This is a genomic window from Bradyrhizobium sp. (assembly GCF_027307225.1).
In the GTDB taxonomy this organism is placed as follows: domain Bacteria; phylum Pseudomonadota; class Alphaproteobacteria; order Rhizobiales; family Xanthobacteraceae; genus Bradyrhizobium.
The window spans coordinates 94,917-117,498 of record NZ_DAHUXJ010000106.1 but is presented as its reverse complement, the minus strand read 5'-3'; the positions used below and the strand labels follow the sequence as shown (position 1 = coordinate 117,498).

General features: G+C 62.8%; 19 protein-coding genes. 7 read left to right on the top strand and 12 right to left on the bottom strand.

The features are described 5' to 3' along the window. The first annotated feature begins 212 nt into the window (after window positions 1-212). Window positions 213-998, top strand: a complete 786-nt coding sequence (locus tag M6D32_RS19095) for an ATP-binding cassette domain-containing protein (protein WP_298259045.1) — start codon at window positions 213-215, stop codon at window positions 996-998. Further along, window positions 995-2,578 (top strand): ABC transporter permease/substrate-binding protein, encoded by a 1,584-nt coding sequence (locus M6D32_RS19090; protein ID WP_298259043.1) that lies wholly within the window; start codon window positions 995-997, stop codon window positions 2,576-2,578. Before M6D32_RS19095 ends, M6D32_RS19090 begins: the two co-directional genes overlap by 4 nt. 42 nt (window positions 2,579-2,620) lie before the next feature. Here the strand turns inward: M6D32_RS19090 and M6D32_RS19085 are convergent, their stop codons facing one another. Further along, on the bottom strand, window positions 2,621-2,884 hold the full coding sequence (locus tag M6D32_RS19085) for a hypothetical protein (protein ID WP_298259041.1): 264 nt from the start codon (window positions 2,882-2,884) through the stop codon (window positions 2,621-2,623). A gap of 787 nt (window positions 2,885-3,671) precedes the next feature. Between M6D32_RS19085 and M6D32_RS19080 the strand changes: the two genes are divergently transcribed. Then, on the top strand, window positions 3,672-4,619 hold the full coding sequence (locus tag M6D32_RS19080) for a J domain-containing protein (protein WP_298259039.1): 948 nt from the start codon (window positions 3,672-3,674) through the stop codon (window positions 4,617-4,619). A gap of 114 nt (window positions 4,620-4,733) precedes the next feature. Here the strand turns inward: M6D32_RS19080 and M6D32_RS19075 are convergent, their stop codons facing one another. Then, the gene (locus tag M6D32_RS19075; protein ID WP_298259037.1) at window positions 4,734-5,384 is read right to left on the bottom strand and encodes a class I SAM-dependent methyltransferase; all 651 of its coding nucleotides are present in this window, start codon (window positions 5,382-5,384) and stop codon (window positions 4,734-4,736) included. Window positions 5,385-5,562: 178 nt separating this feature from the next. Then, window positions 5,563-6,192: a hypothetical protein gene (locus tag M6D32_RS19070; RefSeq protein WP_298259035.1), complete on the bottom strand. Its 630-nt coding sequence runs from the start codon at window positions 6,190-6,192 to the stop codon at window positions 5,563-5,565. Window positions 6,193-6,510: 318 nt separating this feature from the next. On the opposite strand from M6D32_RS19070, the gene M6D32_RS19065 reads away from it, so the two are divergent. Then, window positions 6,511-9,747: a CusA/CzcA family heavy metal efflux RND transporter gene (locus M6D32_RS19065; protein ID WP_298259055.1), complete on the top strand. Its 3,237-nt coding sequence runs from the start codon at window positions 6,511-6,513 to the stop codon at window positions 9,745-9,747. A 369-nt stretch (window positions 9,748-10,116) separates the two neighbouring features. Here M6D32_RS19065 and M6D32_RS19060 read toward each other — a convergent pair whose 3' ends face one another. Then, window positions 10,117-11,739: an ABC-F family ATP-binding cassette domain-containing protein gene (locus M6D32_RS19060; RefSeq protein ID WP_298259034.1), complete on the bottom strand. Its 1,623-nt coding sequence runs from the start codon at window positions 11,737-11,739 to the stop codon at window positions 10,117-10,119. A 159-nt stretch (window positions 11,740-11,898) separates the two neighbouring features. After that, window positions 11,899-12,714, bottom strand: a complete 816-nt coding sequence (locus M6D32_RS19055; RefSeq protein ID WP_298259032.1) for an MBL fold metallo-hydrolase — start codon at window positions 12,712-12,714, stop codon at window positions 11,899-11,901. A gap of 233 nt (window positions 12,715-12,947) precedes the next feature. Between M6D32_RS19055 and M6D32_RS19050 the strand changes: the two genes are divergently transcribed. The 3 genes from M6D32_RS19050 (at window position 12,948) to M6D32_RS19040 (ending at window position 15,044) form a co-directional block, all read left to right on the top strand. Continuing rightward, on the top strand, window positions 12,948-13,937 hold the full coding sequence (locus M6D32_RS19050) for an AraC family transcriptional regulator (protein ID WP_298259030.1): 990 nt from the start codon (window positions 12,948-12,950) through the stop codon (window positions 13,935-13,937). A 283-nt stretch (window positions 13,938-14,220) separates the two neighbouring features. After that, window positions 14,221-14,571, top strand: coding sequence for a metalloregulator ArsR/SmtB family transcription factor (locus M6D32_RS19045; protein WP_298259028.1), 351 nt, complete (start codon window positions 14,221-14,223; stop codon window positions 14,569-14,571). A 2-nt stretch (window positions 14,572-14,573) separates the two neighbouring features. After that, window positions 14,574-15,044 (top strand): SRPBCC domain-containing protein, encoded by a 471-nt coding sequence (locus tag M6D32_RS19040; protein WP_298259026.1) that lies wholly within the window; start codon window positions 14,574-14,576, stop codon window positions 15,042-15,044. A 191-nt stretch (window positions 15,045-15,235) separates the two neighbouring features. Here the strand turns inward: M6D32_RS19040 and ilvC are convergent, their stop codons facing one another. From ilvC to M6D32_RS19005, 7 genes are all read right to left on the bottom strand, one after another. Further along, window positions 15,236-16,255, bottom strand: a complete 1,020-nt coding sequence (gene ilvC / locus M6D32_RS19035; protein ID WP_298259024.1) for a ketol-acid reductoisomerase — start codon at window positions 16,253-16,255, stop codon at window positions 15,236-15,238. A 146-nt stretch (window positions 16,256-16,401) separates the two neighbouring features. Then, window positions 16,402-17,001: a LysE family translocator gene (locus tag M6D32_RS19030; protein WP_298259022.1), complete on the bottom strand. Its 600-nt coding sequence runs from the start codon at window positions 16,999-17,001 to the stop codon at window positions 16,402-16,404. Window positions 17,002-17,003: 2 nt separating this feature from the next. Further along, a complete protein-coding gene (locus M6D32_RS19025) occupies window positions 17,004-17,885 on the bottom strand; it encodes an EamA family transporter (protein ID WP_298259020.1) in 882 nt (293 codons plus the stop codon). Window positions 17,886-18,076: 191 nt separating this feature from the next. Then, window positions 18,077-18,766: a class I SAM-dependent methyltransferase gene (locus M6D32_RS19020; protein ID WP_298259018.1), complete on the bottom strand. Its 690-nt coding sequence runs from the start codon at window positions 18,764-18,766 to the stop codon at window positions 18,077-18,079. A 3-nt stretch (window positions 18,767-18,769) separates the two neighbouring features. Beyond that, window positions 18,770-19,312: an acetolactate synthase small subunit gene (gene ilvN / locus M6D32_RS19015; RefSeq protein WP_298259016.1), complete on the bottom strand. Its 543-nt coding sequence runs from the start codon at window positions 19,310-19,312 to the stop codon at window positions 18,770-18,772. Between the two features lie 184 nt (window positions 19,313-19,496). Then, window positions 19,497-20,480, bottom strand: a complete 984-nt coding sequence (locus M6D32_RS19010) for a threonine dehydratase (protein WP_298259014.1) — start codon at window positions 20,478-20,480, stop codon at window positions 19,497-19,499. Window positions 20,481-20,669: 189 nt separating this feature from the next. Next, a complete protein-coding gene (locus tag M6D32_RS19005; protein WP_298259012.1) occupies window positions 20,670-22,445 on the bottom strand; it encodes an acetolactate synthase 3 large subunit in 1,776 nt (591 codons plus the stop codon). Between the last annotated feature and the right edge of the window lie 137 nt (window positions 22,446-22,582).

The following is a 22,582-nucleotide window of genomic DNA, read 5'->3' as shown; positions in this document are numbered from 1 at the left end:
TATCAGTTTCGCGGTGACCTCGTCATAGGAACTTCAAATTCTAAACCGCACTAGAATCATATAATTGGCTAGTGCTCCTTTGATTCCGAAGTTCGTAAACGTGGAGCCGCAATATGATACGAACTTCGGAATCGGAGCACTTGTCGGGAGGGATGACAAGCACATGCGCAAATGCGACCTTTCCCAGGGAATACGCGAGAGTACTCACGGAAATGTCGGACGCAGCCCTGATCGCCTTCGACCACGTGGCCAAGAGCTTTGACAACGGCCGCGTCAAGGCCGTCGACGACGTCTCGCTCGGCGTCGCTGGAGGCGAATTTCTCGCCATCGTTGGCGGCTCCGGTTCGGGCAAGACCACCCTGCTCCGCCTCGCCAACCGGCTGATCGAAGCCGACCGCGGCCGCATCGCCATCGAGGGCGAGGACGTGCGCGCAGCCGACCCGGTGAGCTTGCGTCGCCGCATCGGCTACGTGTTCCAGAGCGGCGGGCTGTTCCCGCATATGAGCATCGCCGCCAATATCGGCATCACCCCGAAACTGAACGGCGAGGCGGAGGCCGCCATCGCCGCGCGCGTCGACGAGCTGCTCGATCTGGTGCGGCTCGATCGCAAGAAATTTCGCGACCGCTTTCCGCATGAACTCTCCGGCGGCGAACGGCAGCGCATCGGCGTAGCCCGCGCGCTCGCGGCACGGCCGAAGATCGTGCTGATGGACGAACCGTTCGGCGCGCTCGATCCGCTGACGCGCGATGCGCTCGGCGACGATTACCGCGCGCTGCACGACAGGCTCGGATTGACCACGGTCATGATCACCCACGACATGACCGAAGCCATCCTGCTCGCCGACCGGATCGCGGTGATGCGCGGCGGCAAGCTGCTCGCGCAGGGCACGCCGCCGGAGCTGGCGAAGAGCGAGGACGCCTATGTCGGCGAACTCCTCGGGACCCCGCGCCGCCAGGCCGAACGCCTCAACGCGCTGCTTCCGAAGGGCAGCGCATGAGCATGTTTGTAAGTTTTCTGGCCGATCCACGCTGGGGCGAGGCCTGGACCCATCTGGGCGACTATCTCGGCAGCCATGTCCGGGTCAGCATCACCGCGATCGCCCTCGGGCTTGCCGTGTCGCTGCCGCTCGCCATCATCGCGCGCGACCGCCCGCTGATGCGGCGCGTGTTGCTTTCCCTGGCCAGCATCGTGCAGACCGTGCCGGGGCTTGCGCTGCTCGCGCTGTTCTATCCCTTGCTGCTCGCGGCCGCCTCGCTGACGCTGAAATGGTTCGGCTTCGGCTTCTCCGCCTTCGGCTTCCTGCCCGCGGTGCTCGCGCTTGCGCTTTATTCGATGCTGCCGGTACTTCGAAACACCATCACCGGCTTGCGCGGCATCGACGCTTCGATCCTGGAAGCCGCGCAGGGCGTCGGCATGACGCCGCTGCAATCGCTCGCCAAGGTGGAGCTGCCGCTCGCGCTGCCGGTGATGATGGCGGGCATCCGCACCGCATCGGTCTGGGTGATCGGCACCGCGACGCTGTCGACGCCGATCGGCCAGACCAGCCTCGGCAATTATATCTTTGCCGGCCTGCAAACCCAGAACTGGGTGTTCGTGCTGTTCGGCTGCGTCGCCGCCGCGCTGCTCGCGCTTGTTGTCGACCAGCTGCTCGCGCTGATCGAGGTGGGCTTGCGCGACCGCCATCGCGTGCGCGCGGCGCTGGGCAGCGCCGGCCTCGTCGCGCTGGTCGCCGCCACGCTGGTGCCTTCGCTCGCGCGGTCCCCGTCGACCTATGTCGTCGGCGCCAAAACCTTCGCCGAGCAATACGTGCTCGCGGCGCTGATGACTGAGCGATTGCGCAATGACGGCCATTCGGCCTCGATCCGCGCCGGGCTCGGCTCCAACGTGATCTATCAGGCGCTGGTCGACGGCGATATCGACGTCTATGTCGATTATTCCGGCACGCTCTGGACCAACCAGTTTCATCACGTGCAGCTCAAACCACGCCAGCAATTGCTGGCCGACCTGAAAACCGAACTGGCGCGACAGAACGTGACGCTGCTCGGCGAACTCGGTTTCGAGAACGCCTATGCGCTGGTGATACCGAGAAAGCGCGCCGAAAAGTACGGCATTCGCTCGGTCACCGATCTCGCCGCGATTGCGCCCGGGTTGTCGATTGCGGGCGACTACGAGTTTTTCTCGCGGCCGGAGTGGACGGCGCTGCGCACGGCTTATGGGCTGAAGTTTCGCGAGCAACGCCAGATGCAGCCCGACTTCATGTACGCGGCTGTCGCATCCGGCGAAGTCGACGTGATCGCGGGTTACACCAGCGACGGGCTGATCGCAAAATACGATCTGGTTGCGCTCAGCGATCCCAAGGGCGTGATCCCGCCCTATGATGCAGTTGTTCTTCTCGCGCCGAAGCGCGCCGACGACCAGGCCTTGCGCGAGGCGCTCAAGCCGCTGATTGGCCGTATCGATATCGCCACGATGCGCGCGGCCAATTTGAGGGCGGCGGGCGGCAACGGCAACGCGTCGCCGGAGATCGTGGCGCGCTGGCTCTGGAACAAGATCAATTCAGAGACGACAAAAAAGTAGCCGGCGCGCAATGGCAACATCCATCGCGCGCCGGATGGTCCTTCAATACGCGCTGGGGCGCCCGGGAGCCGGGATGCACGGGATGTTAGTGCGATCGTCCCAGCCGCCGCGCCCACGGTAGCCGCTCCATGCGATGAAGTCGGTTACCTTGTTATGCGGGTTGCCTGGATCGTAGTTGGCGCAGGAATGCGCCTGGGCATCATAGACTTCGGCCGGGTATCCCATCCGGTGCTGCGCGAAGGCGGGCATGGCGAACGCGGTGGCAGCGGCGACGGTAGCAATGCCGAGAAGCGAGAGTTTGGTCATGGCTTTATCTCCTCGTTGCAATCCTTCTTTCCGAATGCCCAAGCCTGATCTGAAAAAGCCTGATCTGAAAAAGGCAAAGCTTTTCCGGCCGCGCCAAGACCCAACTCCGGGCGCGAAGATCGTGCTCAAGCGGTTAACAGGACGGGGACCGGTTCGCGACGGCTTTCGATTCTCAGATCGCCTCTGTTGCCGGCGATGAAATGGAGACGAACCAGTCGATACAGACGAATCTACGCCCGTGGTTGCAAGACCCAACTAAAGAATCATTTATCGAGACCTAAAGTTTTTTTGAGAGATGCAGTTGCGCGGAACCATCTTGCAACCGGCGCATTGGCCGCCCAGCGCGGCCGCGGCGTCGCGCTCGCGACCTCGATGGGCCAGCAACTGGCCAGCCGCCCGGTCGGCGGCGAAACGGCGCAGATCGACCTGCCGATCACCCCCGCTCCGCCCCATTCGATTCCTTGCAGCTTGGCCGACGGGCGTTCGCAGCGCCGTCGCGGTTGGACGTGTCCGCGATCGGCTCGGGCTCTAATCTAAAGCAAGCTGTCCCGATTTGAGACGCAGCGATGCCTCGCTTATGCCACAACCCGCGCGGGATTGCGGTATCAGGCGGGCGATGGGTGGACTGCCGAAGCGGCTTTTTTGACGAGCGGCGGTAAAGTCATTTTTTCGCCCTGATGCATCAACATCCTTTGCGTGCGGTGAATTTGGTTAGCGCGTACTCCGCGGTAAATTTCGCGACAGGAATTTCGGACGGGGGACGAGTGAATCCTGCAGCGAGAGCGCAATGGATACGCTTTACGATTTGCTTGGGGCTCTCCCACACGACGATGCCGAGAGCCTGAGGACTGCGTTTCGCAGGGCCGTCAAGAGCGCCCATCCGGATTTGCGTCCCGACGATCCCGATGCCGGCACGAGATTCCGCCAGATCGTGCGCGCCAACGAAATCCTTTTGGACAAGGACCAGCGCGCGGTCTACGACCACTTGCTGGTGCTCGCGCAGCAGGAGAAAGATCCGGCTGCCGCTCATCCGATCGCAGCAAAGGTTCACAAGATCGCATCCACCGTGCTCGCGCTCGCCTCGCTCTCGATCGTGACGGCCGGCGGCTACTTCCTGTTCATGCATATGTCGATGGCGCTGGTCCCGCCCGTCAGCCTCGCGGTGGCGCACGCGCCGGCCAGCGACCTGACGACCCGGCTTTCCGCCAGCATCGCCGCCGTCAGCCCGGCAGATGCGCCGGATCCGGCCGCCATCAGCGCCTTCATCGCCGCGAAGGCCGAGGGCAATGCCGCGAACCCGCAGAACCCGTCAAACGCAATGGCAATGGTGACGGCTGATACGGAAAACGCCACGTCGACCGGCAGCATTGGAGCGGATCGGGGCGGCGACAGCGCGAGCCTCTCTCACGCGCGCGTCGCCTCGGTGCTTGCCATTGCCGGAGCCAATGCAGCGCCTGCCGAGCCCGAGCATGTGGCGCAAATCGACCAGACCTTCACGGCGCCCTATGTCGACCGCGGCCTTCTGTTCTTCCACGAGAGAAAGGAATATCACCCCTTCCCCGACCTTCCGCCGCTGAGGCACGCCGAGAAGCCGGGCCACCCGAAGTCGCTGCTGGCGCCGAACGGAAAGGAACATACCGACGCACTGCCGAAGTCGGTGCCGCTGCCGGTGCCGCGGACGGTGCAGCGCGTTTCGAGACCGCACCCCTGGTACGTTTCGTCGACGTTTCAGTAGAACGCGGGCGCTATCCTCAGGCCATCTCGAGCAGGATCTAGACCAGGCGGTCCGGCTGGTCGACCATCACGTCGTGCCCTGACGCCACCTTCTGCGGCGAAACTGACAGGAACTTCAAATTCCGCCCCGTCTCTGGAACAGCGAAAACTGAAACCGCTGGGTCGCATTTCCCGGCGTGAGGTGATCGTGCCGGCGGGTTTCGACCAGTGTGAACATCTCGCCGAGTTCGCGCGCCAGCCCCTCGGCGTCATAGCGGTTGACCACCAAGCCGCTGCATTTCTCCGGCCCGTCCGTGGCGAAGGTCGCGATGATCGCGTACCCTCCCGGCCGCAGCGCCTCCGTCAGCCGCGCGACATAGGCGGCGCGGTCGGCGGCGTCGATGAGGAAATGAAAGGCCGCGCGATCGTGCCAGATGTCGAAGCGCTGCGGCGGACTCCATTCGGTCACGTCAGCGGTGATCCACTGCACTTCGCTGGCCCGCCGGCCAAGCCGCAAGCACGCGACATCAAGCGCGGCTTGCGAGACGTCCAGCACCGCGACATGGCGAAAGCCGCGCTCCAGAAGCGCGTCAGGCAGCCGCGACGCACCGCCGCCGATATCGATGATGCCGGTGTCTTTGGTCGCCCCTGCCCGCTCGATCAGCTCGAGCGACGGCGCGGGATGATCCTGAAACCAGCTGACGGTGGTTTCTTCCTTTGACGTGTAGACCCCTTCCCAGTGAGCCTGTCTTGAGGCCTCTTTTGGGGCCTGTCTTGCCTCTGACATCAACCTGGAGCTCCGATTCCGAAGTTCGCATGATATCGCGGCGACCTCTGATGCGAACTTCGGAATCGGAGGGGCACTAGCAAGCTTATTGATTTCTAGTATCGCTTTATCGATCTGAAGTCCCTGATCGAATTCGCCGCTTGTGGTGCAGGGACTTCAGATCGGCGGTACTAACGCCTCATTCGCCGAGCAGCTTGGCCGAGGCAAGATCGGCCTCGGCACGGGAATCGCCCTTGGCCTGATAGGCGAGGCCGCGGGTCTTCAACGCCCTTCCGTTATTGGGATTGAGCCGGATCGCATTGTCGAGATCGACGAAAGCATGGACGAGGTCGTCCTTCCTGAAATAGGCGAAGCCGCGCTCGGCGAAATAGTCGGACATCGCGACGTCCTTGCCGAGCTTTTCATTGCCGGCCGACGCCGCATCGGCGCTCGGCCCGAGCTTGATGGCCTGGCTGCATTCCGTGATCGCGGAATCATAGTCCTTCTTGAAATTGAAGACCGAACAGCGGTTGAAATAGGCGTCGGCATATTTCTTGTCGGCCTTTATTGCGTCGGCAAAGTCAGCCAGCGCCTCATCGTAATTTTCCTTGGCGCGCCGTTCGACGCCGCGGCTGAGATAAAGGTGTCCCAGCGCGTGGCCGTTGTAGCGCTTGGACGCAATCGCACGCGAGCAGGCCTCGATCGCGGCATCGCCGGATTCCTTGATGCAGGTTTTGGCGTCATCGGCGGCCTTGACGGCGATCGTGTTGAACAGCATCAGCCCGGCTGCAAATGCGCAGGCGTGATACGCCCGAAATCCCTTGACCATGGCTCCCCTTCCCGTCCGGATTTCGTTCCGGATCGGGTGGGAGAATAGCACGAGAAAACAGGACGAAAAGCAGCACTATCTCGTCCCAGGAAAAGTAGCGCCACCTGGTCGGAAAATGGCTCGCCACGACGGCCCATTTCGTGGCAAAGCCGGCGTGGTCAAAGCTCGGCATTGTGAACCCCGGAACGGGCCCATGCCTGTTTGGACTTCATGGCCACTTTGATAGTGTCTGTCATTCGCGCTATTCGGGGGGAGAGCGCTTGCGGAACGACCTTCGCTGGGCGCGCCGCATTCTAAAAAAGCCGATCGGGGGCCAACCTGCTTAGAGGACTTCTCACCTTCAGCCTGACCCGGCGCCCCCTGGTGCTGCTGGGCCTGCTCGCCTTCATTGGCGCCGGCATTTTCGCGTTCTTCAAGCTCAATATCGAAGCCTATCCCAATCCGGCGCCGGTGATCCTGGAGATCACGGCGCAATCGACCGGCCTGTCCGCCGAGGAGATGGAACGCTACTACACGATCCCGATCGAGGTCGGGCTGGCCGCGACGCCGGGCGTCGACGTCATTCGCTCGACGTCGTTCTTCGGTCTCTCGTTCGTCCGCGTCGTCTTCCAGTACGGCGTCGACTATTATTTTGCGCTGACGCAGACGGCGATCAACCTGCAACAGAACGTCAGCCTGCCCGGCAACGTCACGCCGCAAATCCAGGGGACGAGCCTGGTCGGCGAAATCTACCGCTACGAGCTGGTCGGACCGCCGCATTTCGGCCTGAGCAACCTGCGCACCGTCCAGGACTGGATCCTGCAGCGGCGACTGCTTTCGGTGCCCGGCGTCGTGCAGGTCGACACCTGGGGCGGCACGACCAAGGAATACCACGTCGACGTCGACCCGCAGAAGCTGGAGGCCTACGGCATCACGCTGCAGCAGGTGATCACTGCGCTCGGCAACGCCAACGTCAATGTGGGCGGCCGCACCATCAATATCGGCCAGCAATCCGTCAACGTTCGCGGCGTCGGATTGATGGATACCGGGGGTGAGAAGGATCTGACGCAGGGCTACAAGGTCCGCGACATCGAGAACGTGATGCTCGCCTCGCCGAACGGCCTGCCGATCTTCGTGAAGGATGTTGCGAAAGTATCGATCGGGTATGCCCCCCGGCTCGGCAAGGCGGGGCGCGACCACAACGACGACGTGGTCGCGGCGATCGTGATCATGAACCGCACGCTGCACACTAATGACGTCGTCAAGCGCGTCCGCAACGAGATCCAGAAGATCAATACCGACGGCAGCCTGCCGGCGGGGCTGAAGCTCGTTCCCTTCTATGACCGCTCGACGCTGGTCGCCATCACCACCAACACGGTCCTGCATAACCTGTTGTTCGGCTTCCTGCTGATCTTCTTCATTCAGTGGCTGTTCCTCGGCGACCTGCGCAGCGCCGTGATCGTCGGCATGAACGTTCCGTTCGCGATGTTCTTCTCGATCATCATTCTCGTGCTGCGCGGCGAAGACGCCAACCTGCTGTCGGTCGGCGCGGTCGACTTCGGAATCATCGTCGATGCCGCGGTGATCCTGGTCGAGAATATCTACCGCAACTTCCAGTCCAGCCCGGAAGCGCGGCGGGGATTGCTGCAGAATCTGGCGGAAAAGAAGTGGGGCGACGATCCCACCGGCGCCGGGCAGCCTTCGCAAGATCCGACATGGACCGACCGGCTTCGCATCATCCTGATCAGCGCGCTGCAGGTCGACAAGGCGGTATTTTTCTCCACTGCCATCATCGTCGCGGCCTTCATTCCGCTGTTCACCATGCAGGGCGTCGAGGGCCAGATCTTCGGCCCGATGGCCCGCACCTATGCCTACGCGCTGGTAGGAGCGCTGCTGGCCACGTTCACCGTGACGCCTTGCCTGGCTTCGCTGCTGCTGCCCGCGCATGTCAGCGAGGCCGAGACCTTTGTGGTGCGCAGCCTGCGGCGGATCTATTCGCCGGTTCTGCGCTGGTCGCTGCGCCGCAGGCCGGTCACCATCGCGCTCGGCTGCGTCTTCCTCGTGCTTTCAGGCTTTGTCGGTTCGCGCCTCGGCAGCGAATTCCTGCCGACGCTCGAGGAAGGCAATCTCTGGATCCGCGCCTCGATGCCGCCGACCCTGTCGCTCGAGGCGGGCATGCCGATCGTGAACCAGATCCGCGAAATCCTGCTGAAGCATCCCGAAGTCATCACGGTGGTCTCGCAGCACGGCCGGCCTGACAATGGCAGCGACGCGGCCGGCTTCTTCAACGCCGAGTTCTTCGTGCCGCTGAAACCATTCGACGAATGGCCGGCCAACCTGACCAAGGAAAAACTCGTCGAACAATTGCAAGCCGAATTCGCCGATAAATTCGTCGGCATCAACTTCAATTTTTCGCAATACATCCAGGACAACGTCGAGGAAGGGCTGTCAGGCGTCAAGGGCGCCAACTCCATCAAGATCGTCGGCCCGGATCTGGCGACGCTGGAGAAGATCGCCAAGGACGCCATGGCCGAAATGGCCAAGGTGCAGGGCATCACCGATCTCGGCGCCTTCTGGGTGCTGGGCCAGCCCAATCTCAACATCAAGATCGACCGCGAGAAGGCGGCGCGCTACGGCATCAACGTCAACGACGCCAACACCATGATTCAGGCCGCGTTGGGCGGAACGGTGGCGACCAACATCCTGGAGTCGGATCGAAGTTTCGGTGTTGCCGTGCGGCTGGCGCCCGAATACCGCAACGACATCGACAAGGTGCGCAATCTCAAGGTCGGCGTCCAGACGCCCACCGGCACCGCCTATATTCCCCTGGGCGAATTCGCCTCGATCACGCTCGATACCGGCGCGTCCTACATCTTCCGCGAACGCAACCAGCGCTTTGTGCCGATCAAGTTCTCGGTGCGCGGCCGCGACCTCGGCGGCGCGGTGGAGGAAGCGCAAGAGCGCATCAGCAAGAACGTGAAGCTGCCGACGGGCTATCGCATCGACTGGGCCGGCGAGTTCGAGTGGCTGCAACAGGCCAAGAAGCGGCTCGAGATCATCCTGCCCATCACCTTCGTCTTCATCATGGTGCTGCTCTACGGGCTGTTCAACTCGCTGCGCAACTGCCTGCTGGCGCTGCTCGGGCTTCCATTCGCCGTCGGCGGCGGCATTCTGGGCCTCTACGTGTTCGGCCTGAACTTCTCGATCTCGGCCGCGATCGGCTTCATCTCGCTGTTCGGCGTTTCCGTGATGAGCGGCATCCTCATCATCCATGGCTACTACCGGGTCATCGGTAGCGGCGTCGCCCCGGAAGAGGCCATGTTCGAAGCCGTCAGCCAGCAGATGCGGCCGATCCTGATGATGACCTTGTCGGCCTGCATCGGCCTGCTTCCGGCCGCGCTCTCGACCGGCATCGGCAGCCAGGTGCAGCGACCGCTCGCCACCGTGATCGTGGGGGGAATGCTGATCGGACCGATCATGCTGCTCGTGATCGTGCCGGCGCTGCAGAGCTATTTCCTGGGCCGGGAGGCCGAGCATCAACCGCGTCCGCGCGGGCAGCAAGCCGAACAGATTTAATGAGGTGCCGGCGTCAGCCAAAAGGCGTCAGCCGAAATCGCTCGTTGTCAAAAAAATCGTTGTGGGAAAAAAAGCTTTCACGAAAGCCCCCATTCCGAGAGGGGCCATGTTGGTCCATGCCCTACTGATGGGGACCATAGGCCGCTCTCGGGACGGTGTTCGTATGTTGCCGCTACGCTTAAGCCCGAACCGTTGCCTCGGCGATTATCGCGGCGCGCTTTGCAGGTGGAGTCATCGAACCTCCTCTGCTTCGACCAACATCAATGTTGGCCATCATCATAGTTGGTAGCGTCGCGCTGTTTTGTCAATGTTCCCTTGGGCATCATCGCGGCAGCAGCGCTGTCGTTTCATCGGCGCGCGCAACTTTGCTTAACCATGCAGCCCCGGCGCCTCGTGGCCAGAGCGCGCGACATATTCGGTGTAGCCGCCGCCATATTGGTGAATGCCTTCGGGCGTCAGCTCCAGCACGCGGTTGGAAAGTGCCGCGAGGAAATGCCGGTCGTGCGAGACGAACAGCATCGTGCCTTCGTATTGCGACAGCGCGGTGATCAGCATCTCCTTGGTCGCCATGTCCAGATGGTTGGTGGGCTCGTCCAGCACCAGGAAATTCGGCGGATCGAAAAGCATGATCGCCATCACCAGCCGCGCCTTCTCGCCGCCCGACAGCACCCGGCATCTCTTCTCAATGTCGTCACCGGAAAAGCCGAAGCAGCCGGCAAGCGCGCGAAGCGAGCCCTGGCCGGCCTGCGGAAACGCGTCTTCCAGCGACTGAAACACCGTGCGTTCGCCGTCGAGCAGGTCCATCGCGTGCTGGGCGAAGTAGCCCATCTTCACGCTGCCGCCGAGCGCCACCTTGCCGTCGTCCGGTTCGGTCGAGCCCGCGACCAGTTTGAGCAGCGTCGATTTGCCCGCGCCGTTGACGCCCATCACGCACCAGCGCTCCCGGCGGCGGATCATGAAATCGAGCCCGTCATAGATGACGCGGCTGCCATAGCCCTTCTGTACCTGCTTCAGACTCACGACGTCTTCGCCGGAACGCGGCGCCGGCGGAAAATCGAAGGCCACCGTCTGCCGCCGCCGCGGCGGCTCGACCCGCTCGATCTTTTCCAGCTTCTTGACCCGGCTCTGCACCTGCGCGGCATGCGAGGCGCGCGCCTTGAAGCGTTCGATAAACTTGATCTCTTTGGCCAGCATCGCCTGCTGCCGCTCGAACTGCGCCTGCTGCTGCTTTTCGGACAGCGCGCGCTGGGTCTCGTAGAATTCGTAATCGCCGGAATAGGTGGTGAGCGATCCGCCGTCGATCTCGACCACCTTGTTGATGATGCGGTTCATGAACTCGCGGTCGTGCGAGGTCATCAGCAACGCACCCTCATACCCCTTCAGGAATTGCTCAAGCCAGATCAGACTTTCAAGATCGAGATGGTTGCTCGGCTCGTCGAGCAGCATCACGTCAGGGCGCATCAGAAGAATGCGCGCTAGCGCCACGCGCATCTTCCAGCCGCCCGAGAGCGCGCCGACATCGCCCTCCATCATCTCCTGGCTGAACGAAAGGCCAGCGAGCACCTCGCGGGCGCGGCCTTCCAGTGCATAGCCGTCGAGCTCCTCGAAGCGGTGCTGCACCTCGCCATATTGGACGATGATCTCTTCCATCTGATCGGCTCGGTCCGGATCGGCCATCGCCGCTTCCAGCGCCTTCAATTCGGCCGCGACCGCGGCGACCGGCCCTGCCCCGTCCATCACCTCTGCCACCGCGCTGCGGCCTGACATTTCGCCGACGTCCTGGCTGAAATAGCCTGTCGTGATGCCGCGATCGAGCGAGACCTGGCCCTCGTCGGGCTGCTCGGCGCCCGTGATCATGCGGAACAGCGTGGTCTTGCCGGCGCCGTTGGGGCCGACGAGGCCCGCTTTTTCACCCTTCTGGAGCGCCGCGGAGGCCTCGATGAACAGGATCTGGTGGCCGATCTGCTTACTGATATTGTCTAGTCTGATCATGCGTGGAGGGAACCCGTATCAAAGTTTCGGGCCGCTCTTACGCATGATCCGGAAAAGTGGCAACCGGTTTCCTTCGCGAAGGCGCTCAGGCTGATCGCGATGGCCGCGTCACGATCGGGACATCGCGTGGATTTGACGCCGGCGGCATGACGGCCGGCCTTACGGCTGCTCACCCGCGAGCAGCTCGATGTAGCGGGCGGCCGATCGTTGCGCCACGCCGGCGCCGTCCGTCATCACCTGCCGCCCCGGGAACGCGCCATAGATCCGGTCGAACGGCCACGGCTTCAACGCCTCGGCGATGCGGCGCACCGTCGAGCCCGACAGCGGCATCATGTTCGGATAGCTCCAGAGGAACGACACCCGGTTGAAGTTGACCGCCACCTGCACGATGTCGCCGCTCAAGAGCGCGCCGCGGCCGGCGGCCCCACCCGCCCAATGCAGCACCGTGCCGCCCGGAAAATGTCCCCCGAGCCGCAGCAGGGTGACGCCGGGCGCAACGGCCAGCGTCTCGCCCTGCCAGTGGTGGATGTTGGAATCGGCGCGCATGACCCATTCGGCATCCGCCTTGTGCAAGTGGATCGGGCAACCGAACGCGCGCGCCCAATCCTGCATGCAGGAATAGTAATGCGGATGCGAGATCGCGATGGCACTCAGGCCTCCCAGCGCGCGGACCAGCGCTTCGGTCGCTTCGTCAAACAGCGTGATGCAATCCCATAGAATATTGCCGTGCGGCGTACGTAACAGCAGCGCGCGCTGGCCGATGGCGAAGCCGGGCGTGGTGTGAATCTCGAACAGATCGTCCTCAAGCTTGCGCCACGCATTGGTGTGGCTTGCGGCCAGCCGCGCCGGCGTGGTCCAGCCCTGTCCGGATCGCGGCACGAACTGCCGCTCGTCCTCGCAGATCGGGCAGTCTTTGGGCGGCTCGTTGGCGTCTGGATAGGACGTCCCGCAAGTGCTGCAGATATGGACCGGCATCGAATGCTCCAGCTTGACCGACCAAGGGCAACGAAGATCAGCGCGCCGCGTTTCATCCAGTCGGGGCTAAACCGAGCCGCTTGACGATGATCTTGTCGACTGCTTCTCCTTCTTCCGGTTGACCGCCAAGTCTTGTAGAGTGAAACTGTTATGGAATGAAGCTCTTCGATTGAACGGCAGCCAACGCAATCCATCCGGCGTTATGGAGCAGGGTAAGGCGAGCGGACCCGACTATGCATTCCCAGCACTCAGCCGACCCGCTCCGGCGCTTTCCGGTCTTCAAGACCTCCTCCTCGGAAGATTTCAGGCATGCCCTGCTGACGCGGTTCGGCGCCAGCAGGGTCGAACTGAAAACGCCGGCAAACCTCTCGGCGAGGGGGAATCTCGTTGAGCTTGAAAGCATCGGCCTCGCCTACGGCCAGAGCAGCAATGGCGCGAGCGTCGACTATCCGGAGGCCGAGCGGTTTCGCCTGCTGACGGCAGTGGTCGGCAACGGCCAGGCGGCGATCGGAAGGCGCATGGTTGTGCTGGATCAAAACCAATCCTGCATCGTCTCGCCCGGCCAGGAAATCAACCTTGCGGTCGAAGCCGGCCATGAATGGCTCAACCTGCGCATCGATCCCGGCGCGTTCGAAAACAAATTGGCCTACCTTCTCGGCGCGCGGCCGGGCGGCAAGCTCGAATTCGCGACCGCCGCCAACAGAAATTCGGCGCGCTTTGAGCAACTCTGGCGGCTGATCCGCTTTTTCGCCGAGCAGCTCGATACTGACTCCGACCAGTTGCCGCCTTTGGTGTTGCGCGAGCTCGAACAGACCATTCTGGTGTCCTTCCTGTGCACCAACCTACACACCTTCAGCGATTTGCTGCAACGCGACCCGGCCGATACGCTGCCCTCTCACGTGCGCCGCGCGGAAGAGTTCATCGAGGCCCATTGGAATCAGGCGATCACGATCGAGAAGCTCGTGGAAGCGACGGGTACGGGAGCGCGTGCGATCTTCCGGGCCTTCCAGCAGGCCCGCGGCTATTCGCCGATGGCGTTCGCCAAGATGGTCCGCCTCAAGCGCGCGCGCCAGCTGCTCTCCACGCCGGATACGGAGACTTCCGTCACGTCGGTCGCGTTTGTGTGCGGCTTCGGCAATCTCGGCCACTTCGCGCGCGACTATCGCCGGGCGTTCGGCGAACGTCCCTCGGAGACGCTCGGCAAGGCGATGCGGCACGCGTGAAGCCTGTGATCGGCCGCGCCCTGCCCTTCCGTCTACACATCCGCGTCATCGACGGTTCGATAGCAATCGAACCATCTTACTTCTTGCGGCATGGCATATCGGCTGCATCGCGGCGCTGTAGGTGCCTGTCGTGTCCCGGACGCGGTGCGGCGTACTTCACGCTGCGCCGCAGAGCCGGGACCCAGCGTTTGAAATAGCCCCGGATCAGCAGCGCATCATGCCGCAAAGCGCCGACCGCATTTTGCGCTTGACCATAACATATTTGTTATATAATGATTTCGTTATGTTAAATACCGCGCGCTCCGCCCGCCTTGATGCGGCTTTCCTGGCGCTCGCCGACCCGACGCGGCGGGCGATCCTGGCCCGTCTCACCAAGGGTGAGGCGACGGTGATGGAGCTCGCAAAACCCTTCGACATGAGCCAGCCCGCCATTTCGCGGCACCTGAAGATGCTGGAGAGCGCGGGCTTGATCGCCCGAAGGATCGACGGCACGCGCCGCCACTGCCGCCTGACGGATGCCGGGCTCGACGACATCGACCAATGGCTGACGATGCTGCGCCAGGCACTTGAGAAGAACTACGAGAGACTCGATGAGCTCCTGGTAGCAATGGCTTCAAAACGAGGAGAGAAGTAGTGATGAGTAAGCTGACACTGAATACCGAGGGCGACCGTTTCGTCGTCGTCGTCAGGCGCTTTGCGGCGCCGCCCGAAGCGGTCTATCGCGCCCACACCGAGCCCAAATTGGTCCAGCAGTGGATGTTGGGTCCCCATGGGTGGACCATGCCGGTCTGCATCAGCGAGCCACGGCCGGGCGGAAGGATCCGCTACGAATGGGCGATGCCGGGCGGCGGCGGCTTTCATCTCACCGGAGAATATCTCGAGCTTGAGCCCTACAGCCGCATCGTGCATGTCGAGCGCATGTTTCTGCCCGAGCCCACGCCGGACAACCATATCGAGACCCGGTTCGAAAAGGACGGCGACGGCACGCTGATGACCATGCGTATGACGCTGCCCGATGCGGAAACGCGCGCGCGAATGCTCGCGACCGGAATGGAACATGGAATGGAAGCGAGCTATCAGAGGCTCGATAAGCTTTCGGTGTCCTGAAACCGCAAACGCGGCGCCATGCGCATCGCGGCAGTGTAGGTGCCTGCCGTTTCCCGGACGCGGTGCAGCGTACTCGCGCTGCGCGGCATCCGGGCACGAGATTTAGTTCTTCGTCTTATCCACCAGTGCGCCCTTTTTGATCATCGAGATCGCGCCTGCGCGATCTCGCCACTTAAAACGTGGATCAAGCCCTAATTCTTGGTTTTATCCACCAGCGCGCCCTTCTTGATCCACGGCATCATGTCGCGGAGCTTGGCGCCGACTTCCTCGATCGGGTGCGTGGCGAGCTTGGCGCGGGTGGCCTTGAACGAGGTCTGGTTGACCTTGTTCTCCAGCATCCAATCGCGGGCGAACTTGCCGCCCTGGATGTCAGCCAGCACCTTGCGCATCTCCTTCTTGGTTTCGTCGGTGATGATGCGCGGGCCGGTGACGTATTCGCCGTATTCGGCGGTGTTGGAGATCGAGTAGTTCATGTTGGCGATGCCGCCTTCATAGATCAGGTCGACGATCAGCTTCACCTCGTGCAGGCATTCGAAATAGGCCATCTCCGGCGCGTAGCCGGCTTCGACCAGCGTTTCGTAGCCGCCCTTGATCAGTTCAACCAGGCCGCCGCAGAGCACCACCTGCTCGCCGAACAGGTCGGTCTCGCATTCTTCCTTGAAGGTGGTCTCGATGATGCCGGCGCGGCCGCCGCCGATGGCGGAGGCGTAGCTCAGGCCGAGGTCATGGGCGTTGCCCGAGACGTCCCTGGCGATCGCGATCAGGCAGGGCACGCCGCCGCCGCGCTGATATTCCGAACGCACGGTGTGGCCGGGGCCCTTCGGGGCGATCATCAAGACGTCGAGATCGGCGCGCGGATCGAGCAGGTTGAAATGCACGTTGAGGCCGTGGGCGAAGACGAGTGCGGCGCCCTTCTTCATGTTGTCGTGCAGATGCTCGCGGTAGATGTCGCCCTGCAATTCGTCGGGGGTGAGCATCATCACGAGGTCGGCCCACTTGGCGCCTTCGGCGACTTCGAACACCTTGAAGCCGGCGTTCTCCGCCTTCTTGGCGGAGGCCGATCCCTTGCGTAGCGCAATGGCCACTTCCTTGACGCCGGAATCCTTCAGGTTCAGCGCATGGGCGTGGCCCTGGCTGCCATAGCCGACGATCAGGACCTTCTTGCCCTTGATCAGGTTGATGTCGGCGTCGCGATCGTAATAAACACGCATGTTGGTTTCCTCTGTGAAAGGGGCCGAAATCGGCCGATGGATCAGGCAATAAGGTCAGATGGACCGCCGGTCGCCTTCGAATTTCCCGCGTGGTCTAAAACATTTTTGGAAGGGGCGTAAACCCTCATTTCGCATCGTTTCGCCCCCTACTCCATGAAGACCGGGTAGAGCGAGGCCAGCAGCAAGGCGGCCATCGCGAGATTGAAGGCGCGCACCGCCGAGGCTGAGGTCAGGAACGGACGCAGGGCACTGCCAAACAGCGTCCAGGTGGTGATCGAGGCCGTGCCCATTACCAGGAAGGTCACGACCTGGATCACGATGTTGAACGGGAAGCTCGCGATCGCCGCGTAGGCCGTAATGGTGCCGATGATCGCGACCCAGCCCTTGACGTTGACCCACTGGAACATTGCGGCCTGCCAGAAGGTCATCGGGCCACGCCCGGTTTCGCCCGGCTTCGGCGCACCCGACAGCGCAATCATCACCGCGAGGTAAACCAGATAGGCCGCGCCGGCATATTTGAGGATGGTTTGCAGGACCGGAAAAGCGATGAAGATCGCCCCAAAACCGACGCCGACCGCGCCGACCATGAAGGCGAAGCCGATGACGACGCCGGCGATATGCGGCAAGGTGCGGCGAAAGCCATAGGTCAGCCCCGACGACATCACCATGATGTTGTTCGGCCCCGGCGTGAAGAACATCACCGCGGCGAACACGGCAAACGCAAACAGAAGCGAGGAGTTCTGCATCCTTACGCTCCCGCAGCTTTGGTCAGGGCCTGCGTACGCCGGGCGAGCAGCATCACGGCGATGCCGCCGACCACCGTCAACATGCCGGCGAGCCTCAATCTGCCAAAGGTCTCGCCGAACACGATGCTGGAAGCGGCTGAACCGACGAACGGCACCAGCAACGCAAATGGCACCACTTGCGCGGCCGGGTAATCGCGCAACAGTCGATTCCACAGCCAATACGCCGTGCACGTGGAGACGAGGCCGATCCAGAGCATGCAAAACACGACGGCAAGCGACATATGCGACAGCTCGTGCCACGTCGACTGCACGCCATTGCCGGCGAAAGCGAGCGTCAATAGCGGCACCGCGGCGACCAGGCAGAGCCAGGCCGACAGATCGAACATCGGCACGCCCGGCGCGCGGCGCAGCAGCAGATTGCCGGCCGCAAAGAAGATCGGCGAGAGCATCAGCACGGCAAAGGCCGAGACGCTGAAATCATAGCCGACGGTGCCGCAGATCATCAGAAGGCCACAAGCGGCAATGGCGATGCCGACCGTCTGCAGCCGCGTCGGACGTTCGCCGAACAGGAGCGCCGCAAGGCCGATCGTGAACAGCGCCTGGCTCTGCACGATCACGCTGGTGAGCCCGACCGGGACACCCTTGGCGATGCCATAGGCCTGCGAGAGGAACTGGCCGAGAAACAGCGTGAAGCTGATCGCAATCAACGTCGGCCAGGAAACCTTCGGCCGCGGCACAAACAGGCACGGCACCGCGGCAATGCTAAAGCGCAGCGCCGTCATCAATTCGGGCGACAGTTCATCGAGCGCGATCCGGCTCAGGACAAACGCACTTCCCCAGATCACCGCGACCAGGACGGCAATGCAGACGTCGGCGGGTTTCATTGATTTGTGCACCCACCAGAAATCGGCGCAGTCGATTCACCTCTCCCCCGCGGGGAGAGGTCGATCGCGTAGCGATCGGGTGAGGGGCCGCATCTGCTCGATAGACCGTAACCCCTCACCCCACCCCTCTCCCGACGGGAGAGGGAGTTGACCTGCATCGCGGCGATGGCCTGGCTCTGTCTCATCGCGCGTCAGCTCGGCCCGCCTGGTTTCCGCAACAGATACGTTCCGTGCAGCGGCGCGTGATAATCCACCGAGGTCAGTTCGAAGCCGGCGTCCGCCAGCATGCGTTCGATCACCCAGCCGAAGGTCGAGTGTTCGTCGCGCATATGGGTGACGACGCTGTCGCGATTGAAATCGTGGTTGGAGATCGAGAACTCGGCCCATTCGTCGACGTCGCGCTCGGTACCGTCGAGGGTTCGCACAAACACGATGTCGCGCAGGTAGAAAGTCGCGCCCGGCTTCAGCGCAGCAAAGATTCGCGACATCGCCACCGCTTTCCAGAAATCCGGCAGGTGATGCAGCGTGAACTCGCTGACGATCAGGTCGTAGCTTTCCGCCTGATAGACGAAACTCAAGAGCCCAGCGGACTGGGTGCGGATCGCAACCTTGCGGTCCCTTGCCTCGACCTTTGCCAGCGCCAGCATGGCCGGCGAAATATCGATCGCGTCGACCTCGGCGCCCATCAGCGCGGCCTCGCAGGCGAGCAGTCCATTGCAGCAGCCGATATCGGCGACGCGCCAGCCCGGCTTGACGCCCAGCATGTCGAGCGCGGCCCGCGCCCGCAGGTCGCTGTTGCCGTGGCGATCGTAGATCGCGGCGACGGCGGAATCGATACCGACCCGCCGCCGTTGGTCATAGTACCAGTCGCGCGCCAACATGGCTCACATCCCCTCGGCTCCGCGGCCTATGGCAGCAACGCCCGTGCGCGACACCTCGACCAGACCGAGCGGACGCATCAGGTCGACGAACTGACTGATCTTCGATGAGCTGCCGGTGATCTCGAACACGAAGCTTTCGGTGGTGGCGTCGATCGCGCGGGCGCGGAAGGCTTCCGCCAGCCGCAACGCCTCGACGCGATGCTCGCCGGTGCCGCGCACCTTCACCATCGCAAGCTCGCGCTCGATCGAACGGCCCGAGAGCGTCATATCGACCACGCGATAGACCGGCACCATGCGGTCGAGCTGATGCTTGATCTGCTCGATCACGTCAGGCGTGCCTGTCGTGACGATGGTGATGCGCGAGAGGTGCTTCTGGCTTTCGGTTTCCGAAACCGTGAGGCTCTCGATGTTATAGCCGCGCCCGGAAAACAGCCCGATCACGCGGGCGAGCACGCCGGGCTCGTTCTGCACCAGCACCGAAAGCGTGTGCGACTCGTTTGGAGCCTTTTGTTCTTCCATGAAGTAGGCGGATGCGGGCTGGTTCATTGGTGTCCCCCTGGCAATGTTGTGCTCCCTCTCCCCGCCTGCGGGGAGAGGGGTGGGGTGAGGGGGAGTCTCGAAAGACCGGGCTCTTGGAGATTCCCCCTCACCCGCAACGCATCTGTCGATGTGTTGCGACCTCTCCCCGCGAGCGGGGCGAGGTGAAGAAAAGAGCGGCGACAAACGCTCATCATGCCATCATCACTTTCTGGACGACGGGATCCGCCATCACCCATTTGCGAAACAGCTCGAAATCGATATTGCCGCCGCTCAGGATCAGGCCGACGCGCTTGCCGCCGAGCCTTGCCTTTTCCTGGAACGCCGCCGCAAGCGCCGCCGCGCCCGCGCCTTCGGCAAGGTTATGCGTGTCGGTCCAGTAGGCGCGGATCGCGGCCGCTATCTCATCATCGCTGACCTGAACGATGCGGGAGGCGCCCTTGCGGATGATTTCAAACGCTTCGCTATCCGGAACGCGCGTCGCCATGCCGTCGGCGCGGGTGTTGCTGGAATTGGTGCTGACGACCTTGCCGGCCGCAAACGACAGCGCATAGGACGGCGCTTCCGTCGACTGCACGCCGACGATCTCGGTCTTCAGCCCGAGCAGATCGCGCGCCAGGATGCAGCCGCAGATGCCCGAGCCCTGCCCGATCGGCACATAGAGCACGTCAAGATCGCCTGCCGCGCGGAACAGTTCGAGCGCGTAGGTCGAAACTCCGAGCACGAGGTCGCGATGAAAGGACGGCACGATATGCAGCCCTTCTCGTTTGGCATGCCGCTCGGCCTCTTCACGCGATTCCTGGAAGTCGGCGCCGTATTCGACGAGGTTGGCGCCGAACGCCCTCATCGCACGATTCTTCTCGGTCGAATTGCCGTGTGGCACATAGATCGTCAGCGGCAGCTTGTTGCGAGCGGCCGCAAAAGCGAGGCTCTGGCCGTGGTTGCCCCGCGTCGCCGAGATGATGCCCGCCGTTTGCGGCTGCTCGCGCTTCAGCCGATCGACATAGACGAGACCGCCGCGCACCTTGAAGGCGCCGATCGGCGTGTGGTTCTCATGCTTGACCACGACGCCCGTGCCGAGCCGCGCGGCGAGTAGCGGCCACGCATGCGCCGGTGTCGGCGGCATTGCCGCATGGACGGTCGCTTGCGCGCGCTCGAGTTGATCGAGGTTAAACATGGAAATAGTCTCCCGCCCGCACGCACAATCTGCTCCCTCTCCCCGTACTTACGGGGAGAGGGTTGGGGTGAGGGGCCTTTTCTGAAAGCTCGGAAATTGGACAGTCCCCCTCACCCGCGCTTTCAGCGCGACCTCTCCCCGCAAGCGGGGCGAGGTGAAAAGAGGAACTGTGCTGCAGGTGTCTCATCATCACACCAGCGCCTTGCCGCTCGCAAAGGCCTCCGCGGTTGCTTCGTCATTGGCTTCCGCCGGCAACAGCATTTCGTTGTGCGCCTTGCCGGACGGAATCATCGGGAAGCAGTTTTCCAGCGCCGCGACCCGGCAATCGAACAGCACCGGCCGCTTGATCTTGATCATCTCCTTGATCGCGCCGTCGAGATCGCCGGGCTTGGTCGCCTGGAAACCGACACAGCCGTAGGCATCGGCGAGCTTGACGAAATCCGGCAACGCCTCCGAGTAGGAATGCGACAGGCGGTTGCCATGGAGCAATTGCTGCCACTGCCGCACCATGCCCATATACTGGTTGTTCAGGATGAAGATCTTGATCGGCAACTCGTACTGCACCGCCGTCGACATTTCCTGAATCGTCATCTGCACCGAGGCATCGCCCGCGATGTCGATGACGAGGCTGTCGGGATGCGCCACCTGGACGCCGATCGCCGCCGGCAGGCCATAGCCCATGGTGCCGAGACCGCCCGATGTCATCCAGCGATGCGGCTCCTCGAAACCGAAGAACTGCGCCGCCCACATCTGGTGCTGGCCGACTTCGGTGGTGATGTAGGTATCCTTGCCGCGCGTCGCTTCGAACAGCTTCTGGATCGCGAATTGCGGCAGGATGACATCGTTGTTCTTCTTGTAGGACAGCGAATTGCGCGCGCGCCATTTCGCGATTCCCGCCCACCAGGCCTTGATATCCGGCTTCTTTGCTTCCGCCTTGAACACCTGCAGCAGATCGCCGAGCACGTTGGCGGCATCGCCAATGATCGGCACATCGACGCGGATGTTCTTGTTGATCGACGACGGGTCGATATCGATATGGATCTTCTTCGATCCCGGCGAGAACGCATCCGTGCGCCCGGTGATGCGGTCGTCGAAGCGCGCGCCGACGCACAGCATGACGTCGCAATCATGCATCGCCATATTGGCCTCGTACGTGCCGTGCATGCCGAGCATGCCGAGCCAGTTCTTGCCCGACGCCGGATAGGCCCCTAACCCCATCAGGGTCGAGGTGATCGGAATGCCCGTGACCTCGACCAGTTCACGCAGCAGCTTCGAGGCTTCGCGGCCGGCATTGATGACGCCGCCGCCGGAATAGATCACCGGCCTTTTTGCGCCGGCGAGCAGCGCCACCGCCTTGCGGATCTGCGTCGCGTCGCCTTTGACGCGCGGTGCGTAGGAGATGTGCACGTCCGACTTGCGCGGCGGATGATAGGTGCCGGTCGCAAACTGCACGTCCTTGGGCACGTCGACGACGACCGGACCGGGACGGCCGGTGGTCGCGACATAGAACGCCTCATGCAGCACCTTGGCGAGATCGTTGACGTTGCGCACCAGCCAGTTGTGCTTGGTACAGGGCCGCGTGATGCCGACGGTGTCGCATTCCTGGAACGCGTCGTTGCCGATCAAGTGAGTAGGAACCTGCCCGGTGATGCAGACCAGCGGGATCGAATCCATCAGCGCGTCGGTGAGCGCGGTCACCATGTTGGTGGCGCCCGGCCCCGAGGTCACCAGCACGACGCCCGGCTTGCCGGTCGAGCGCGCATAGCCTTCCGCCGCGTGGCCGGCGCCCTGCTCATGGCGCACCAGAATGTGCTCGACCTCGCTCTGCTGGAAAATCTCGTCATAGATCGGAAGCACCGCGCCGCCGGGATAGCCGAAGAGGTGCTGCACGCCGTGATCGATGAGCGCGCGCACGATCATGGCGGCGCCGGTCATCTGGTTCGGATCGTGGCTCTTGTCAGTCATGACGTATTCCTTGGCTGGCTCCGGAGGCGCCGTTGCTGGCGCGATGTTCTTGTTGAGGTGGTCTGGGAAATAAAAAAGGACCCGAAGAGGGCCCTGGCGCATCGTCCGAATTTGGATGGCATCTAGCCATCCCCGGC

What these genes read in the sequence shown, in the direction of transcription:
- M6D32_RS19045 (WP_298259028.1), top strand. Translation starts at nt 14,221, where the DNA reads ATGTTAAATACCGCGCGCTCCGCCCGCCTTGATGCGGCTTTCCTGGCG.
- M6D32_RS19075 (WP_298259037.1), bottom strand. Translation starts at nt 5,384, where the DNA reads ATGTCAGAGGCAAGACAGGCCCCAAAAGAGGCCTCAAGACAGGCTCAC.
- ilvN (WP_298259016.1), bottom strand. Translation starts at nt 19,312, where the DNA reads ATGAACCAGCCCGCATCCGCCTACTTCATGGAAGAACAAAAGGCTCCA.
- M6D32_RS19030 (WP_298259022.1), bottom strand. Translation starts at nt 17,001, where the DNA reads ATGCAGAACTCCTCGCTTCTGTTTGCGTTTGCCGTGTTCGCCGCGGTG.
- M6D32_RS19040 (WP_298259026.1), top strand. Translation starts at nt 14,574, where the DNA reads ATGAGTAAGCTGACACTGAATACCGAGGGCGACCGTTTCGTCGTCGTC.
- M6D32_RS19050 (WP_298259030.1), top strand. Translation starts at nt 12,948, where the DNA reads ATGCATTCCCAGCACTCAGCCGACCCGCTCCGGCGCTTTCCGGTCTTC.
- M6D32_RS19005 (WP_298259012.1), bottom strand. Translation starts at nt 22,445, where the DNA reads ATGACTGACAAGAGCCACGATCCGAACCAGATGACCGGCGCCGCCATG.
- M6D32_RS19080 (WP_298259039.1), top strand. Translation starts at nt 3,672, where the DNA reads ATGGATACGCTTTACGATTTGCTTGGGGCTCTCCCACACGACGATGCC.
- M6D32_RS19020 (WP_298259018.1), bottom strand. Translation starts at nt 18,766, where the DNA reads ATGTTGGCGCGCGACTGGTACTATGACCAACGGCGGCGGGTCGGTATC.
- M6D32_RS19010 (WP_298259014.1), bottom strand. Translation starts at nt 20,480, where the DNA reads ATGTTTAACCTCGATCAACTCGAGCGCGCGCAAGCGACCGTCCATGCG.
- ilvC (WP_298259024.1), bottom strand. Translation starts at nt 16,255, where the DNA reads ATGCGTGTTTATTACGATCGCGACGCCGACATCAACCTGATCAAGGGC.
- M6D32_RS19085 (WP_298259041.1), bottom strand. Translation starts at nt 2,884, where the DNA reads ATGACCAAACTCTCGCTTCTCGGCATTGCTACCGTCGCCGCTGCCACC.
- M6D32_RS19060 (WP_298259034.1), bottom strand. Translation starts at nt 11,739, where the DNA reads ATGATCAGACTAGACAATATCAGTAAGCAGATCGGCCACCAGATCCTG.
- M6D32_RS19070 (WP_298259035.1), bottom strand. Translation starts at nt 6,192, where the DNA reads ATGGTCAAGGGATTTCGGGCGTATCACGCCTGCGCATTTGCAGCCGGG.
- M6D32_RS19055 (WP_298259032.1), bottom strand. Translation starts at nt 12,714, where the DNA reads ATGCCGGTCCATATCTGCAGCACTTGCGGGACGTCCTATCCAGACGCC.
- M6D32_RS19025 (WP_298259020.1), bottom strand. Translation starts at nt 17,885, where the DNA reads ATGAAACCCGCCGACGTCTGCATTGCCGTCCTGGTCGCGGTGATCTGG.
- M6D32_RS19095 (WP_298259045.1), top strand. Translation starts at nt 213, where the DNA reads ATGTCGGACGCAGCCCTGATCGCCTTCGACCACGTGGCCAAGAGCTTT.
- M6D32_RS19090 (WP_298259043.1), top strand. Translation starts at nt 995, where the DNA reads ATGAGCATGTTTGTAAGTTTTCTGGCCGATCCACGCTGGGGCGAGGCC.